This window comes from Paludisphaera mucosa (assembly GCF_029589435.1).
GTDB classification, from domain to species: Bacteria; Planctomycetota; Planctomycetia; order Isosphaerales; family Isosphaeraceae; genus Paludisphaera; species Paludisphaera mucosa.
The window spans coordinates 164,994-180,582 of record NZ_JARRAG010000003.1; the positions used below are offsets into that span (position 1 = coordinate 164,994).

16 protein-coding genes are annotated in these 15,589 nt (G+C 69.5%); 1 reads left to right on the forward strand and 15 read right to left on the reverse strand.

The window, feature by feature from the left end; translation table 11 throughout:
* From PZE19_RS30910 to PZE19_RS30945, 8 genes are all read right to left on the reverse strand, one after another.
* On the reverse strand, positions 1–327 hold the full coding sequence (locus PZE19_RS30910) for a circadian clock KaiB family protein (protein WP_277864527.1): 327 nt from the start codon (positions 325–327) through the stop codon (positions 1–3).
* On the reverse strand, positions 311–2,107 hold the full coding sequence (kaiC, locus tag PZE19_RS30915) for a circadian clock protein KaiC (protein ID WP_277864528.1): 1,797 nt from the start codon (positions 2,105–2,107) through the stop codon (positions 311–313). Before kaiC ends, PZE19_RS30910 begins: the two co-directional genes overlap by 17 nt.
* Positions 2,104–2,352, reverse strand: coding sequence for a MerR family DNA-binding transcriptional regulator (locus PZE19_RS30920; protein WP_277864529.1), 249 nt, complete (start codon positions 2,350–2,352; stop codon positions 2,104–2,106). The genes kaiC and PZE19_RS30920 overlap by 4 nt, the downstream gene beginning before the upstream one ends.
* A 197-nt stretch (positions 2,353–2,549) precedes the next feature.
* Positions 2,550–4,646 (reverse strand): patatin-like phospholipase family protein, encoded by a 2,097-nt coding sequence (locus PZE19_RS30925; protein ID WP_277864530.1) that lies wholly within the window; start codon positions 4,644–4,646, stop codon positions 2,550–2,552.
* 151 nt (positions 4,647–4,797) lie between these two features.
* On the reverse strand, positions 4,798–5,193 hold the full coding sequence (locus PZE19_RS30930; protein ID WP_277864531.1) for a hypothetical protein: 396 nt from the start codon (positions 5,191–5,193) through the stop codon (positions 4,798–4,800).
* A 283-nt stretch (positions 5,194–5,476) separates the two neighbouring features.
* A complete protein-coding gene (locus tag PZE19_RS30935; RefSeq protein ID WP_277864532.1) occupies positions 5,477–6,607 on the reverse strand; it encodes a hypothetical protein in 1,131 nt (376 codons plus the stop codon).
* Positions 6,608–7,002: 395 nt separating this feature from the next.
* A complete protein-coding gene (locus PZE19_RS30940; protein ID WP_277864533.1) occupies positions 7,003–7,449 on the reverse strand; it encodes an FKBP-type peptidyl-prolyl cis-trans isomerase in 447 nt (148 codons plus the stop codon).
* Positions 7,450–7,550: 101 nt separating this feature from the next.
* Complete coding sequence (locus PZE19_RS30945; RefSeq protein ID WP_277864534.1) at positions 7,551–8,204, reverse strand: hypothetical protein; 654 nt, start codon at positions 8,202–8,204, stop codon at positions 7,551–7,553.
* 272 nt (positions 8,205–8,476) lie between these two features.
* On the opposite strand from PZE19_RS30945, the gene PZE19_RS30950 reads away from it, so the two are divergent.
* On the forward strand, positions 8,477–8,662 hold the full coding sequence (locus PZE19_RS30950) for a hypothetical protein (RefSeq protein WP_277864535.1): 186 nt from the start codon (positions 8,477–8,479) through the stop codon (positions 8,660–8,662).
* A gap of 271 nt (positions 8,663–8,933) precedes the next feature.
* Here the strand turns inward: PZE19_RS30950 and PZE19_RS30955 are convergent, their stop codons facing one another.
* The 7 genes from PZE19_RS30955 to PZE19_RS30985 all read right to left on the reverse strand — a co-directional run bounded on the left by PZE19_RS30955 (position 8,934) and on the right by PZE19_RS30985 (position 15,501).
* Positions 8,934–9,275 carry a hypothetical protein gene (locus PZE19_RS30955; RefSeq protein WP_277864536.1) on the reverse strand — a complete coding sequence of 114 codons (342 nt, stop codon included), beginning with the start codon at positions 9,273–9,275 and terminating at the stop codon, positions 8,934–8,936.
* A 365-nt stretch (positions 9,276–9,640) separates the two neighbouring features.
* The gene (locus PZE19_RS30960; RefSeq protein WP_277864537.1) at positions 9,641–10,843 is read right to left on the reverse strand and encodes a prenyltransferase/squalene oxidase repeat-containing protein; all 1,203 of its coding nucleotides are present in this window, start codon (positions 10,841–10,843) and stop codon (positions 9,641–9,643) included.
* 86 nt (positions 10,844–10,929) lie between these two features.
* The gene (locus PZE19_RS30965; RefSeq protein WP_277864538.1) at positions 10,930–11,340 is read right to left on the reverse strand and encodes a peptidase associated/transthyretin-like domain-containing protein; all 411 of its coding nucleotides are present in this window, start codon (positions 11,338–11,340) and stop codon (positions 10,930–10,932) included.
* The gene (locus PZE19_RS30970) at positions 11,330–12,451 is read right to left on the reverse strand and encodes a DUF1559 domain-containing protein (protein ID WP_277864539.1); all 1,122 of its coding nucleotides are present in this window, start codon (positions 12,449–12,451) and stop codon (positions 11,330–11,332) included. Before PZE19_RS30970 ends, PZE19_RS30965 begins: the two co-directional genes overlap by 11 nt.
* Before the next feature lie 161 nt (positions 12,452–12,612).
* The gene (locus tag PZE19_RS30975; protein WP_277864540.1) at positions 12,613–13,059 is read right to left on the reverse strand and encodes a transthyretin-like family protein; all 447 of its coding nucleotides are present in this window, start codon (positions 13,057–13,059) and stop codon (positions 12,613–12,615) included.
* A 782-nt stretch (positions 13,060–13,841) separates the two neighbouring features.
* The gene (locus PZE19_RS30980; protein WP_277864541.1) at positions 13,842–14,288 is read right to left on the reverse strand and encodes a hypothetical protein; all 447 of its coding nucleotides are present in this window, start codon (positions 14,286–14,288) and stop codon (positions 13,842–13,844) included.
* 52 nt (positions 14,289–14,340) lie between these two features.
* Entirely contained in the window at positions 14,341–15,501 is a 1,161-nt protein-coding gene (locus PZE19_RS30985) for an HlyD family secretion protein (RefSeq protein WP_277864542.1), read from the reverse strand.
* Positions 15,502–15,589: the final 88 nt, after the last annotated feature.

Below are 15,589 nucleotides of genomic sequence, written 5' to 3' on the forward strand. Positions count from 1 at the left end.
TTAGGGGTCGATCTGGAGGCCGACGAGCACGCGGTCGGCGTTGGACAGGTCGCCGATCACCTTCCGGAGCGGCGCGGGGAGCCGGCGGACCAGGGTGGGGATGGCCACGATCTGGTCGGTCCGGGCGCGGGCCGGCTGCTCGACCAGGTCGATCACCTCGATCCGGTAGCGGCCGGCGGCGATGTTCTCCTCGCAGACCCGCCGCAGGTTCGCCAGGGCGGCGACCGACTTGGGCGTCTGGCCGGCGATGTAGAGCCGCAGCTCGATCACCCCGTCGGCTTCGGGCGGGGCCCCGTCGCCCGCGTCCGATTCAAGCTCGCGATCCATGGTCCCCCTCCTTCGTCGGCCGCCTCGGGGCCGCCGTCTCGTCGTCCTCGCCCACCTTGCGGCTCTGCGCCATCGTCTCGCGGTCGAGCGTCCGGCGGCGTTCGCGGGCCTGCGATTCCTCGTCCGTGGCCGTCGCCTCGTCTTCGACCCGGTCCAGATCGGCCCGGAGGGCGGCGATCTGGGCCTCGAGGGCGGCGCGGCGGCGTTCGACCTCGCGGCGGCGGCGGGCGTCCTCCTGCTCGCGGGCCGCCGTCGCGGCCGCCTCGCGCGCCTCCTGGGCGAGCCGCATCGAGCCGGTGAGCACGCCCTCGGGACCCACGTAGACGTCCAGAAGCGCGATGCCGCGGTCGGTCAGCAGGTACTCGCGGATCTGGTTGGAGTGCGCCATGCCGCGCGACTTGAGGATGTACATCCCGCGGTTGCGCTCGCCCCCCAGCTCGATGTCGCGCACCAGGATCCAGCTGTCGATCAGCGACGAGATCCCCAGGTCGGTCTGCTCCAGGCTGGCGTCGCCGGCCGAGTTCAGGCTGGTGAACAGCGCCGTCACCTGGCGGTGCTTCAGCGCGTCGATCAGCCGCAGCAGCATGGCGTGCGCCTCGCCCGGCGTGCCCGCGGAGATCATGTTGCTGATCGGGTCGACCACCACGACGTCCGGGCGGAAGTCGCGGATGAGCTTGAGCATCGACGCCAGGTGGACCTCCAGGCCCGAGAAGGTCGGCCGCGTGGCGTGGAAGAGGAGCAGGCCGTCGTCGATCCAGCGCTGCAGGTCCAGGCCGATCGACCGCGCGTTGCGCACCGCCTGGCTCCGCGACTCCTCGAAGGCGAAGTACAGGCAGCGCTCGCCGCGCCGGCAGGCGGCCTCGGCGAAGTGGCCGGCGAGGCTCGTCTTGCCCGAGCCGGCCGTGCCCGAGACCAGGATGCTCGACCCCCGGTAGAAGCCGCCGCCGCCGAGCATCGCGTCGAGCTGGGGCACGCCGCTGGAGACCCGCTCGTCGGACGCCTCGTGCTGCAGGCCCATCGACGTGACGGGCAGGACGGTGATGCCCTCCTCGTCGATCAGGAACGGGAACTCGTTGGTCCCGTGGCTCGTCCCCCGATACTTGACGACCCGCAGCCGCCGGGTCGAGACCTGGTCGTACACCCTGTGGTCGAGCAGGATGACGCAGTCGGAGACGTACTCCTCCAGGCCCTGCCGGGTCAGCGTGCCGTCGCCCCGCTCGGCGGTGATGACGGCCGTCACCCCCTTCTCCTTCAGCCACCGGAAGAGCCGCCGCAGCTCGGCGCGGAGGACCGCCTCGTTGGAGAGCCCGCCGAAGAGGGTCTCCAGCGTGTCCAGGACGACCCGCTTGGCGCCGATCGAGTCGATCGCCAGCCCCAGGCGGATGAACAGGCCCTCCAGGTCGTACTCGCCGTTCTCCTCGATCTCGCTGCGATCGATGTGCACGTAGTCGACGGCGAAGCGGCCCTCCTCGACCAGGCGGTCGAGGTCGAAGCCGAGCGAGCGGACGTTCTGCGTCAGCTCCTCCTCGCTCTCTTCGAAGGCCATGAAGACGCCGGGCTCGCCGTGCAGGAGCACTCCCTTGACCAGGAACTCCATGCCGAACAGCGTCTTGCCGCAGCCGGCGCTGCCGCAGATCAGCGTGGGCCGGCCCCGGGGCAGGCCGCCCCCCAGGATCTCGTCCAGGCCCTCGATCCCCGTCGGGACCTTGGGCAGCGCCCGGGCCTCGCGCCCGACGCCCCCCCGGCCCCCCACGGCCGTCGTTTCCGCCCCGTTGCTCATCGCTCCCCGCCTTCGTCCCCGACCGCGCCGGCGCGTCCCGGCCGCGCCTCGGGGGCCGACCGGCCCTCGACGCGCAGCAGCATCGCCTCCAGCTCGTTCTTCTCGTAGAGCCGATAGCCGTTCACGGGATGGCGGCGCGGCGTCAGCTTGGCGGACCGGTCCCAGTTCCGCAGGGTCTCGGCCGAGACGCCCAGGAATTCGGCCGCCCCCTTGACGGTCAGATACCCGTTCAACCGCCTCGGCATGCCCCGACTCCCCGGCCCGCGCAAACCTACCCAAAGCCTGGTAAGCCCCAGCGAGCTTATCGGAAGGCCGACGCCGCGGTCAAGCGGCCCGCCGCGGCCGATCTCGGCGACCCCTCGGGGGTCGTCGTACGGCGGGTCGCCAGGCCGTCGGAGGAGCATCGGAACGTCGCACGGCGGGATGAATCGCGAACACGCGGTCAATCCGGGGATTCGACCGTCCATTCGCACTCGTAGACGTAGCCCGCCTCCGCATTGACGATCGACCAGGCGATGATCGAGCCGTAGGGATGGTCGATCGTATACTGCGACTCGATCTCCCGGACCGTGGCAGGGTCTCCCGCGGCGTAGCGGATGAGGCGGTAGTCCTTGTACGGCCGCGATTCCGGGAAGAGGACCCACACCGAGGCCTGCTCGGTCGCGGCGGGCGGCGAGTACCGCAGCCAGTTCTCGTGCGCGCCCTTGCGCGCCTCGAAGTCGTGGACGGTCGCCTCGATCTCGACGTCGATCGGGCTCCCGGCCCGAACCTTGGACACGTCGAACGCGAGTTCCCAGGTGGTCTCCGACTTGCCGGTTTCGGGGGGGATGCGGCGCACGACGGGCTTCAGCTTTTCCGGGCCGCCCTGGAAGTCGATCCGATCGAAGGGGACGCGGGGGTACTGAAGGACGAACACGGACTCGTCCCCCCGTTTCTTGATGCGGACCCGCCTGTAATAGTGCGCGGCGTCCCGCGACTTCGACCGCCGCCAGTCGCGCAGGTCGACGATGCTGGTGTCGCTCAGGAACTCGAACCCGCGGTAGTCCACGTTCCGGGACGCCTGGGCGACCTCCTGGACCGGGAGCGGGGTCCACGACGGGGCGGTCGTCCGCTGGACGATCTCCAGGATCTTGCGGAAGTCCGGGCTGCCGTGGGTGATCGCGTCGACGATCACGGCGTTGGCGTTCGCCTGCCGTCGGTAGCGGTACAACGCCACCGGGAGCACGCCGAGCAGCAGGACGAGCAGCGGGATGTAGACGTAGGTGGGCCAGTCGTGGAGGTCGAGCAGCGTGCTCCAGACGCGACGATTCGCCGAGCCGCGGAGCTGCTGGGCCTGTCGAGTCACGAGGGCGGTCACGGGCGGCGAGGCGTCGCCGGGCCGGGCCGCGTCGCCGCGGGCCGTCGGCGGGTGCTGCGGATCGTCGCCGTCCGACCGCTTCATGGGGTCCCACGGCGGCGAGGAGGGCAGGCTCGACCCGTAGAGGTCGGGGCGGGTCCGGCACTGTTTCCGGGCCACGCAGTAGCCGTGCTGGACCAGCGCGGTGATCTCCAGAGGCGAGAAGCGATCGATGTCCGTCCGGACGTTGGCCACCTCGGACTGGATGACCGCGTGGAGCGCCGTGGGGTCGTCGCCCGGCGCGACCTGGTCCAGGGACGCCACGAACAGGAAGCGGGGATCGTCCTGGAACTTCTGCTTCTCGAGCTGGCCGACGCGATCCCAGAGGATGTCGGTGGCTCGCATGGCCCGGCCGATCATCCCCAACGGCTTGGGCCGGATGATGCTGAACGTCTTGCCGACGTCGCTCACGATGATCTGGTCGAGCGACGGGTCGAGGTCCTCGATCAGGTCCATCGCCCGCACGCCCAGGTTGTCGTAGACGCCGCCGTCGGTGAACGTCTGCGGCGGGAACTCGCCATCCGAAAGCCCGAGGTCGTCGGCCGTGATCAGCGGCGGGGGGAAGAATCCCGGGAAGGCCGACGACGCCGTGACCGCCAGCGCGATCGAGGCCAGGCGGGCCGGGAGGACTTCGACCTTGACGCCCCCGGGCGTCCGATGCTGCATGATCAGGCCGGCCTTCGTGAAGGAGCAGAGGCCCCCTTCGCTCACGTTCGTGGTGAGCAGATGCAGCTCGGGCGTATCCGGCAGCTGATGCACGCGGGCGTCGCCGTAGAGGTGCTTCGCATACAGCTTCTCCAGCAGCCCCGTGGGCGTGAGGGCGCGGCTCGGCCCGCGGGGCGAGAGCCGCTGGAGCTGACGGAGGGGGACCAGGAACGGGATGCGCCGGGCGATCTGGTTCCGGGCGTCGGCCCGGACGAAGTCGATGATCTTCGCGGCCGCCTCGTCGAAGTCCGCCGCGGAGCCGGTGTAGCGGCCCCAATTCAGCGCGAGGTGGGCCCCCAGGATGCTGCCGCCCGAGACCGAGACGATGTGCGTCACCTCGCCGAGCCGGCCGGCGTCGTGGAGGAACCGCACGACGCCGAGGTGGAACAGGGTGGCCCGCAAGCCGCCGCCGGAGAGAGCCAGTCCGAGACGAGGCATCCTACCTCCTCCTTCATTTCGTCCCATGACGGGGTGGGAGACCCCCACCTCCGGGCGACCGCCGATATCGAAGTCCTAGCGGACGACCGCCGACGGGCCGCTCCGGCCGTGCCCGTCGGCGTACGATCCGCCCCGCGGAGCGGACGGGCGGTCAGCGTCCCGGGCCGAAGCCGCCGGCGCCCAGGCCGGGCCGCACCCCGATGCCGGACGCCGGCCCGCCCAGGCCGCCGGGATTGTAGCCGGGCCGGCCGAGATCGTAGCCCCCGCCCGGATAGGCCCCGCCGGGATAGGCCCCGCCGGGATAGGCCGCGTCAGGATAGGCCCCGGCGGGATAAGCCGCGCCTGCGGCGGGCGCGGCGTAGCCGCCCGAGGGGTCGTATTGGCCCGTGGGGCTCGGGGAGGCGTACCCCGCATAGCTCTGCGTCGCGGCGTAGCAAACGGGCTGGGCCGCGGCCTTCCGCCGCCGATGGCACGCCTCCGACGTGCTCGCCCATGCGGCGACGATCAGCGAGGCCGCCAACAGACTCCGTACCAAGATGCGCGTCATGAGAGGTCCTCCACGGGGAGGGGACGTTCGCGTATCGGCCGCAAAATCGCGGCGGAGCGCGACGTCGCGCCGACCCCGTGCACGCCACCCTAAACCGCCCAGCCCCCGGAAGCTAGATAGTGAAATCCATTTATTTCAAAATGGCTTTCAACACCATACATCGATTTGATTCACGAAAGCGATGGATCGTGCATGCGTCCTGCGGCACGTCCAGCGGTGACGTCCCGCCCGGTCCCACTCGGCGCGTCGGGGTGCGGCCCGACGCCCGGATCCGGCCTGAGGATCAGAACGCCTTCACGATCGCGGTCGACATCTGGTAGTCGTACGGCTTGTCGCCGGTCAGCGGGAACTCCCAGTAGTGCAGGAAGTACCAGTTCCCCGTGATCTGGAACCGCGTCCCCGGTCCGACGGCCACGTAGGTCGGCCGGTTGCGGTCCTCGAGCGGCACGATGACGTTGCAGTTGGCGTAGAACACCAGGTCGCCGAACGCGACGTCGTGGGGCGTGAAGTAGCGGCCGATCGCCAGGTCGAAGTTCAGGTTCGTCTGCGAGGTCGACTCGCCGAACACCGGCCCCCCGGGCGTGAACACCGGGTCGGGCCGCTGGTCGTTCTTGTTCAGCGGGACGTTCACGCCGGTCCCGCCGCGCACCACCCACGCCCCGACCGGGTTGCTCCAGAACGAGTAGCGCGGGAACACCGTCATCAGCTTGCCGCCGGTCGCGGTCTGGCCCGTCGGCACGATCGTGCCGAGCGTGAACAGCTGGGTGAAGCCCTTCGACTCCGAGAGCAGGAACGAGCCGGCGATGGACATGTCGCCGAAGTCCGACCGGAAGCCGCGCCTCGGGTCCTCGGTGCCGTTGGCCGAGACGAACGGCACGTTGAGGAACACCTCGAAGCGGCGGCTGAAAGGCAGGAAGATGCCGAAGTCGCCCCGGTAGCCCTGCCCCCCGAACGGCTTGGACAGATTGTTCTGGTAGATCGCGTCGGCGAGCCAGAGCCGATAGAAGACGCCTTCGAACGACCCCAGCCACCCATGGCGAGGCGTCAGGCCGGATTGCCCCGCGGGGCCGCCGGCCCAGGGCTCCCTCCAGCCCTCGCTGAAGAACGTGCCCAGGCTCAGGGGCCGCCAGGGGTTGGGGTCGTCCGGGTCCTCGAAGATCGACGACGCGATCGTGTCGAAGAGCCCCATCTCGACCCTGGGGGCCGCCGGCGGCGCCGCGGGGCCGGGAAGGGCGAGGGGCGGCGGGCCGGATCCCCCCTCCGCCTGCGTTTCGACGCCCGCGAAATCGGCGTAGCTCGGGGCCGGCGGCGAGGGCGCCTGCGCCCGGGCGGCGGCGGCCGAGGCGAGGCATGAGACGCCGAGCGCGGCCGCGAAGCGGAGAGCCTGCAATAGGGAGGGTCGGCTTCCTGCCATCGTCCCAGCTCCGGATGAGGGGGTGACGTCCTCGTCATCGCTTACGGGCGGCCGCGAAGCGGCGGCGGACGACCCCGACGGGCCTGGACTCCGCCCGACGAGGCGTGCGTCCTATCTTTTCGGATGAAGAGGATTTGCGACTTGGGCGATTCTCGATCGAACGATTGGAATCACGTTATGTTTCTTTGGCGTCTTGAAAGCGTGCGTGGCCTCGAAAGGGGTTTTCTCCAAGTCTCGATTCGCCCGCCGGGCCCGACGCTCGTCCCGAGTCCCGGCCGGAACTCCCGACATGCCGCTGCTCAAGCGTCGCGACCTTGAAGAGAGAGCGACGACGAGGCTCATCCAGATCGTTCATCCGATCATGGACGTCCCGTCCCAGAGGCCGGGGAGCGACCTCAAGGCGACCATGGGCCGGGCGGAGCGGACGGGGCCGATCGGATCCCCAGCAACTCGACCTCGAAATCGAGCGTCGAGTTCGGCGGTACGGGGCCCTTCTTCGTCCCAAGGCGTCCTCGGGCGGGATGATGAGCTTTCGGATTCCTCCGCCTCATCCCCACCAGCCCGACCTCCCAGCCCCGGATGAGACCGCCCTTCCCGACGATGAACGTGCTCGGGGCGTTCCGATCCCTCGACGAGTCGAACTTCGTGCCGTCGGCCAGCGTGCCCATGTAGTGGACGGTCACCGCGTCTCCCGCCCGGACCGGCGGGCCGGTCCCGACCTTGACCTCCTCGATGCGCGTGACGGCGGGCCTGAGGTAGGCGATCACGACGGCAGCCAGAGCCACCAGCGCCAGCATGCCGCCGATGCTGATGGTCAGGCGGGGCCTGGGAGGCTTCAGCATGGGTCGGACCCACCGGAAGGGGATCGATCGAGCCGGGAGGAGCGGCCCCATTGATCGATGAGACGTGACGCTCACCGACGAGGCGCCGGCGAGTCGCTTGATCACTCGTAGATTTGACGCCATCTCCCCTTCACCTTCCAAACGCCTTTCGACTCGCCCAGGTAATACAGGTCGACGATCCCATGCGGCGACGGCCCATGATCCATGAGGACGACCGAAGTCTTGCCGTCGGCCGAGTAGCCCGGCAGATAGAAACGGAGGTAGCCGCGGTTGTTCGGGTATTTCTCCTCGAGAGGGCTCTTCTTGGAGGAGAGTGACGAGGGACCTGTCAGCAAGGTATCGAGGTCGTCAAGTTGCACTCGCTCGTCGGCGATGCCGAGGTCCTTCAGCGGAAAGGGGCCCTCCTTGTTGCGCAGCTTCAGGTCTGCCAGGTGCCCCTTCGGGATCTCTCCGCCGTCCTCGAACGATTTGAGATAGAGCTGGTCGTCCGCCCTCTCCTTCAGGGATCGAGTCCTGGCGTCGACGACGACGACCTTGCCGAACTTCCGTCCGGTCCTCTTCAGGTAGACGAGGTAATTCTCGTTCAAGGGATTCTTCGGGTCCATCTCGTCGGCGATGACGGCCTCCAGGACCTTGCGGTCCCGGTCCCGCCCTTCGGGCCCTCCCGCGACGGCCAAGGTCCAGGACGCGACGCCCAGGAGCCCGGCGGCTCCGGCGGATTGGATCAGAAATCGGCGTCGGGACGAGCGGCTCAAGGGATGCTGCATCCTTTCTTGTTGCGGTTGGACGGGTGGGGCTCCCGGCGGCGCGTCGACCGGTTGAAGATCGTTGCGGAGCACGGCAGGCCGCCCCATGCGATCCCGAATCGAGGATTCGACGGGGACGTCGATCACGCGATCTTACGGAGTCTCCGTCGATAATGGGATGTATGACGCAACAGGATCGAGTTGGGGGTGGATCGACCGACGGCGGCCGCGGGCCGCAGGAGTGGGGCATGGGATTTCCGGCGCGATGCAGGCTTCGGTCGATGATGATCGTCGTGGCCGCGGTCGGGATCGGCCTTGTCGCCTGGTGGCCTTCCCTGGTGGAGCCGATTTTGCTCACGGTCTCCATCTTCGGCCTGCTCGGCCCCGTCGCGGGGATCCTGATCCTCGATCTTCGATGTCCCGCCCGGGCCGTCGAGGGCGGGATCATCGGCGGGGCGGTCGGTTGAGCCGTGTCGGGAGGCCTCGTCGCCTTCGTGGCCGCGTCGGCTCAGGAAGGGGACGTGTTGGAAGTGCTGGTCTTCACGTGCCTCGTATTCATCCTAGCCTCCTACCCCGGCATCCTCGTGGGCTCGCTCGTCGGGGTGGTCGCGTCAGTGGGCACGACCCCGAGGGCCGAGGCGGCGGCGCGAGCCCTCGACTCGGACCTGGCAGAATTTCGCGCGGACGGAACATCCGAATTCTTATAGGTTTGATGTTTAAATTTGAAGACCTGGAGGATCAGCTTCTCGCAAACGTCTGCTGGATCGCCTCTCCCAGAATCGTGAATTTGCGATCATCACCGGCGAGCCGGTTGATGAACAAGTCGTCGTAGCTGCACATTATGGAAAATTGGATGGTGCCGAACCGGACCTTGACGCCCTTCTCCACAAGACTGCCGCAGCCTGGTGGCGTCCAGCCGGCATCGGGAATCGAGACGCCGTCGAAACTCTCGACCCACTGCAGAATTTCGACGGCGACATCCATCGAGTAGCGGCCTGGCGTCTTGAGCCAAAGTCGCCGCCCGGGCGTCCAATCCTCGACCAACACCTCGTCCGCCACGATCACCCCGATCAGTCTCACGGCCAGGCGCGGCCTCCCGCCTCGTCGAGCCAAAGTTACGACGGGCGATGGTCTGAAAGCGAGGAGAAATTCCGACCCGCCGGTGCGTCCGATGATGGGGGTCGTCTTCCGTCGGCGGATCCGGCCTGCGACGGGTGACGCATCCTGGCGTCGACCCGAGCGTAGGGCGGGGCGAGGGGTTGGCAGCGGCGGACGACGTCGGCAACCCCCGCGGATCGTCGCATAGGGGAAGGTCCGCCCTCGCGTCGTCCCGTCGTTCGAAAAACCGCCCGGCGTTTCGCACGGGCGGTTTCGATGCACCGTTCATGTTGCGCGTCCCGCTCGGACGCACCCAGGGAGCCTGGGGGGGGATCGTCGAGCCGGCCTCACGACCTCCGGGACGCGTAGGCCAGGGCGAGCAGCCCGTACGCGGTCACGAGGTTGGCGTCGCCTTCCATGAACCCGTCCGTCGCGTTGACCCAGCTCCCGTCCGGGTTCTGGCGCTTCGCGAGGGCGTCGTACAGGTCGGATCGCCAGTCGTGCGAGCCCCCCTCGGAGTCCACGAGGGTGGGGCTCCCGATGGCGGCCAGCGTCTTGGCGAAGGCCTGGTAGTAGTAATAGAGCCCCCGCTGCCCGAGGCCGGGGTTCTCCTCGACGCTGTAGTGCCGTACGAGGAACCCGCGGGCCGCCTTGACGCGCGGGTCGTCGGCCGTCAGGCCGGCGTAGATCAGGCTGCGGAGCCCGGCGTAGGTCATGCTGCCGTAGGAGCGGAGGCCGCCGTCCTCGGCCTTGCCCGCGACGCTCGTGCCGCCGTTGGCGGTCGTGTAGATGAACCCGCCGTCGTCGACTTTGCCGGCCCACGGCTGGTCGTTGAACTCGCCCTTGAGGTTCTGGCACCGCGAGATGAAGACGATCGCCTTCTTCAGGGCGGGGTCGTCGGCCGGCACGCCGCTGTCGCGGAGCGCCTCGATCATGAAGGACGTATTCGAGAGGTCCGGGCGCGGCGGCCGGGGGGTCGCCGCCTTCGTCGCGTCCTTCTTTGCGGGCTCGGGCCGGGGGGCGGGGGGGGCGGACGCCCCGCCGGGCCCGTAGCCCGCGCCGCCGTAGAACGGATGGTCCCGGGGCGTGCCGTTCGTCTCGTCGAACTGGGTCGAGCGGAGGAACCGCTGCGCCCCCTCGATCAGGGATTTGTATTTGCCGTCCCGGTCGGCCTCGTGGAACGCCATCAGCGCGACGCAGGTCGCGTAGCTGGAGTGGCGGACCCCCGCCAGGCCCCCCGCCTTGGCGTCTATGGATTTCTCGAGGTAGGCCAGGCCCTTCGCGACCGCGGGCTCGTCCGGCGTCGTCCGCCCGGAGCGGAGCAGCCCGGTCACGACGAGGCCCGTGATGCCCGGCTCGTTGCGGTCGGGCGACCAGCTCCCGTCGGCCGCCTGGCGGCCCTTCAGGAACGCGACGGCCTTCGAGGTCAGCGCGGCGGGGTCGGTGCCCGCCAGGGCGGCCAGGCCCCACGTCGGCCGGGACGCGACGCCCAGGAGCCCGGCGGCTCCGGCGGACTGGATCAGGAATCGGCGGCGGGATCGGCGGCTCATGAGATGATGCGTCCTTTCCTGTTGCGGGTTTCGAGAGAATCGTGGGTCCTGGAGGCGCAGTCGAGTTTCGAGCGACGGCGGCCGGCTCAATCGAGGCGGAACGGTTCGAGCGTGGTGTCCGACGAGCCGACGGTCGCTTTCGGGGCGGCGTCCGGGTTCGCGTATTTGCCCTTCCAGACGTCGAACTCGGTGTCCAACCCCCGCTTGTCGGCCCCCGCCCGCAACAACTCGAACGTGACCGAATACTCGCCCGGCGGCACCCCGTCCATGGGGGCCGCGGTGCTCAGGGTGAACCGGCCGTCCTGACCGGTCACCCCGTTCGGGGTGAAGGTCATGTTGAAATTCGGGTGGAGCGTCACCTTCACCCCCCCGACCGGCTTGCCCTTGAACAGCACCGTGCCGGACGTCGGCACGGTCCGAGGGGCCGAGATTCCCTCGCCGCACCCGACCGCCGCCGCGGATGCCAGGGCGACCAGAAGGACGCGATTAGTACGCATCTGAACTGATCACCTCGCCGCCGTTGCGGCTGCCGAGCGCCTTGTAGGTGGCCATGTCGATGGATTGCTTGAGGAACTTCACGCTCCCGTCGCAGAGCAGGAAGTTGCACCCGCCGGGGTGCATGCTGCGGAACGAGTAGATGGGGCCCTTGTAAAGGATGTCGCGCAGGGCGGCCGGGTCCGTGATGGTCCGGGCGTAGTACGGGCCGGTCAGCGTGTTCATGGGCACGGTGGTGCGGCCCTCGCTGTAGTAGTCGCCGCCGCTGGACCCCCAGGCGATCGGGCCGCCCGACGGCACCGGCGTGGCGCCGATGGACACGCTGTTCACCGTCGTCGTGGTGTACCCCTTGAGGATGTTGTGCATCTCGCCGGCGGCGATCGTGTTCGACAGCCCGTCGGTGATGCTCTTGAAACCGATCCGGTACGTGTTGTCGGGCTGCCACCACGTCGGGTCGGCGACGTGCCTCGCCGCCAGCGTCACGCCGGTGGGGTAATCCAGCCCGGCGTCCATCCTCGAGATGAACACCCCGTTGGAGGGGGTGAACCCGTACGCCTGCCCCGGCTTGTAGATGTCGCCGCCCTGCGCCGGGGAGTTGACTTCGCAGTTGCCGCGGTTCCACCCGTAACTCGCGTAGTCGGCGTACACCGGGTTGAGCGGCGGCGGCATGGACGGGCACAGGAAGACCGACAACGGCGACCTGGCCAGGGTGGCGTTGGCCAGGCCGTTGGCCGCCACGGGGACGGTGGAAGTCGCGGCGAGGTTGAGGTTGAACGAGTTGTAGAGGTTGTTCTGCTCGATGTAAGGCAGCAGCTCGAAGGCCACCGGGTAGTGGCGAAAGCGATAATAGATGTTCTGCATGCCCGGGTTGGTGTCCTCGCATCCGCCGCCGCAGAAGCTCATGTTCGGCAGCGTCTGATGGATGTCGTGGAAGGAATGCACGGCGAGGCCCATCTGCTTCAGGTTGTTGGTGCATTGCATCCGGCGGGCGGCCTCGCGCGCGGCCTGGACGGCCGGCAGCAGCAGCCCGATGAGCACCGCGATGATGGCGATGACCACCAGCAGCTCGATCAGCGTGAAGCCGGACCGTCGTCGTCGAAGAGATCTCGTCATACAAGCACCTTTCCAAGTTGAGGGATGGAGCCGGACTGCGGTCGGTCGTCCTCGGGAGCACCGGGCGCGACGGTGGTCGCCCGCCTCGTCGCGTCGGCCCGATGGCGCGTCCGGCGCCTTGCGGGACGAATCCAGGACGCACGGATTCGCCGGGAGGCGGTTCAACGGCCGGCCGGGGCATCCGCCCGGAGCGGCACCTCGTTCGCGCCGGGACCGACGGCGACGCGCCATGGGGACCTGGCCGGGTCGGCGTAGCGCCCCTTGAACCGGTCGTGCATCACGACGTCCTCGCACTCGTCATGCGGCTGCGAGTCGTCCGGCCAGACGACGGTGACGGCGTACTCGCCGGCGGGGGCGCCGTCGCCGGCCGTGTAAGTCGTCAGTCGGTAGGCCCCGTCCGAGCCGGTGCTCGCGACGGACAGGGCCGTCGGCAAGCCGGCCCGGTCGAGCGGGTGGAAGGCGATCATCGCGTTCGCCGCCGGCCGACCGCCGACCGTGAGCTTTCCCGCGACGGGATGGACGGCCGTCTCGCGGGAGTCGCCGCACCCGACCAGGCAGGTGAGGAGGAGGGCGTGGACCGACCGGGCGTCGAGGAGTCCGCAGCGCATCGGCGTGAGACCTCGGTTGGGCGTGACTTCATCGCAACTCCCGCGTCGGTGCGGCAACCGGGATGAGATCGAGGCGAAAGGCTCCGCCCGCAAATCACACGCTGCTGAGGCCGGCGGCTGCATGCGGCCGGGCATTGCAATCATCATGCCAGGCCGTTTTGTGCGGTTTTCGCCGTCGTTTCGCGGCCGCGCCACTTCGCGGGCGGCCAAACCTTGTCCACCGGCGGCCAAACCCTGTCCGCCAGTGGCGCTGCGGCGGCCGCTGCAGGCCGGACGAAAAGAGCCGCACGGGAATCGCCGGTCGGACGGCGGATCGGGCTGGCGTTCTTGAGTCGGAGATCCGTTCGATGGCCTCGCGCCCCGGCCGGTCCCGGCGCTGATCGCGGCCCAGCGCAGAGGGCGTCCTTGATCGGCGTCTCGACGATTTCCGCGCGCGGGCGTCTGACGCCGTGGGCCTCGTCCGCCGGGTCCGTGCGACGTTCCCCGGCCCCGGACGCGCCGAGTGGCGCGTCGACGGCGACGGCCTTCAACGACGGCGGAATCGACCCGGCAGGTCGGGAGACGACGCCAGCTCGAAGACTCGTGGAGAGCCTCGGACGATCCCCTCCGCGCCAGGCGTGAGGTGGTTATGACGGTGAGGACCGCACGTTCGGGCTTCGCCGTCGCTTGCGGCCGAGGGAGCAGGTCGGCGGCGAGATCAGACTCGCAATCGCCGCGTGGTCGTCCGTGCGAACATGATGCCCATGATCGGGCTCGGGAGCGGGCCCCGCTCGTCGCCCGAGCTACTTCGATCGGCCCGGCCCGCGGCCTTCGGCGTATCGGGTCAGCATCGACCGCCAGGCCGCGTCGGCCTCCCTGCGGCGGAGGCCCGCGGCGACGACCAGGGCGAGGAGGGCGAGCGTGAGCAGGCACGGGCCGACGGGTGCGACGCGCAAGTCCTCCGGAAGCCAGCGGACGGTCGCCCAGACGACGAGGGCCCCGAGCCAGCACGCCGCGCCGGCGGCCGGGTTCGTCGCCAGCAAGGCGACTCCCACGGCGAGGTGGGAGACGCCCAGGAGGATTCGGCCCCCCGCCCCCAGGCCGAGCCGGGCCGCGCCGTCCTCGAAGCCCGGCAGGGCCAGGAGCCCCCAGCCGAGCGCCGCGAAGGTCGCGGCGAGGGCGATCCTCAGGCCGCCCAGGGCGATCCTGTCGGCCCGCCGATGATGGGTCGTCGTCCGGCGCAGGTCCATCGGAATTCCTCCTCGCGGATTTGCAGGTTTCGGTCGGGGTCGAGGCTCGACGTCAGGCTTTCGGGCCCGTCGGGGCCGCCGCCGGCGCGGCGGGGGCGGGGGCGGAGGCGTCGGCGAACGGATCGGCGGGCCGGCCCACGGCGTCGAACGAGGCGTCCCAGCGCTCCTTCGGGACCTTGATGTAGACGTCCATCTGCTGGCCGACGTGGACCGAACCCCGACAGCCGTCGGGCAGCGAATACACCACCCTGAGGACCCGCGTGTCGACCCGCTCGGACGCGGACCCGGTGAGGCTCTGCTTGGGGATCATGTAGGGCTCGACGTACTCCAGCTTGAGCGCATATCGGCCGTGCGAGCGGCCCTTGAGGTAGGCGGTCGCGGCGGAACCTTCGTCGAAGAGCGGCACGTCGTTCTCGTCGACGTCCACCCGGACGTGAAGGCGGTCGACGTCGCCCAGGACGATCATCGGCTCGTTCCAGTTCGTCGCCGCGAACTGTCCGGGGCGGATGTTCAGCTGGAGCACGTCCCCCCCGATCGGCGCGCGCACCGTATGGCGGTCGAGGATGAGCCTGCAACTCTGCAGCTCGCTCTGGGCGAGCTTGACGGCGGCCTCGGCGATGTCGAGGTCCTCCCTCCAGGCGCCCTTCTTCGTGCGGTCGAGTTCCGCTTGCGAGCGGGCGAGTGCGGCCTTCGCGGCCTGGTAGGCGAAGCGGTCCTTGTCCAGGTCGCTCGGCGTGACGGCGTTCCGGTTGCTGAGCTTCTGGGTGCGGCCCAGGGCGATCTCGGCGTCGTCCAGCCGGGCGCGGGCCTCCTCGACCGCGGCCTCCAACGGCGGCAGGTCCTCGGGCCGGGGGGCGGCCTCCAGCTTGTGGAGCTGGGCGCGGGCCGACTCGAGCTGGGCCTCCTTGACGCCCATCTGGCCCCGGATCTCGCGGTCGTCCACCAGGAAGAGCGGGTCGCCCCGCTTGACGCGATCCCCCTTCTTGACGAAGACCTCGACCACGACGCCGGGGATGCTCGCGCCGATCGGGATGTTCTCCTTCCGCGCCTCGACCAGGCCCGAGCCGGCCAGCATCCGTTCCTTGACGGGCCGGGCGTGGGGCTCGATGACCGGCTTCGAGGGCTCGGGCGTCTTGGCCCCCAGGACCACCGAGACGATGGAGTAGACGACGCCCGCCAGGGCGACGAGCGGGATGATGCGACGCGTGAACATAAATTTCGTCCTTCCTCGGGGTGCGATGGGACGGGTCAGCGGGCCGGGGATCGGTCGCGTCGCTCGTGCTTGACGATCCGGCCGTCGT

Coding starts and splice junctions, on each gene's coding strand:
- PZE19_RS30950 (WP_277864535.1), top strand. CDS start 8,477: ATGATGATCGTCGTGGCCGCGGTCGGGATCGGCCTTGTCGCCTGGTGG.
- PZE19_RS30925 (WP_277864530.1), bottom strand. CDS start 4,646: ATGCCTCGTCTCGGACTGGCTCTCTCCGGCGGCGGCTTGCGGGCCACC.
- PZE19_RS30940 (WP_277864533.1), bottom strand. CDS start 7,449: ATGCTGAAGCCTCCCAGGCCCCGCCTGACCATCAGCATCGGCGGCATG.
- kaiC (WP_277864528.1), bottom strand. CDS start 2,107: ATGAGCAACGGGGCGGAAACGACGGCCGTGGGGGGCCGGGGGGGCGTC.
- PZE19_RS30930 (WP_277864531.1), bottom strand. CDS start 5,193: ATGACGCGCATCTTGGTACGGAGTCTGTTGGCGGCCTCGCTGATCGTC.
- PZE19_RS30980 (WP_277864541.1), bottom strand. CDS start 14,288: ATGGACCTGCGCCGGACGACGACCCATCATCGGCGGGCCGACAGGATC.
- PZE19_RS30970 (WP_277864539.1), bottom strand. CDS start 12,451: ATGACGAGATCTCTTCGACGACGACGGTCCGGCTTCACGCTGATCGAG.
- PZE19_RS30985 (WP_277864542.1), bottom strand. CDS start 15,501: ATGTTCACGCGTCGCATCATCCCGCTCGTCGCCCTGGCGGGCGTCGTC.
- PZE19_RS30960 (WP_277864537.1), bottom strand. CDS start 10,843: ATGAGCCGCCGATCCCGCCGCCGATTCCTGATCCAGTCCGCCGGAGCC.
- PZE19_RS30920 (WP_277864529.1), bottom strand. CDS start 2,352: ATGCCGAGGCGGTTGAACGGGTATCTGACCGTCAAGGGGGCGGCCGAA.
- PZE19_RS30965 (WP_277864538.1), bottom strand. CDS start 11,340: ATGCGTACTAATCGCGTCCTTCTGGTCGCCCTGGCATCCGCGGCGGCG.
- PZE19_RS30910 (WP_277864527.1), bottom strand. CDS start 327: ATGGATCGCGAGCTTGAATCGGACGCGGGCGACGGGGCCCCGCCCGAA.
- PZE19_RS30975 (WP_277864540.1), bottom strand. CDS start 13,059: ATGCGCTGCGGACTCCTCGACGCCCGGTCGGTCCACGCCCTCCTCCTC.
- PZE19_RS30935 (WP_277864532.1), bottom strand. CDS start 6,607: ATGGCAGGAAGCCGACCCTCCCTATTGCAGGCTCTCCGCTTCGCGGCC.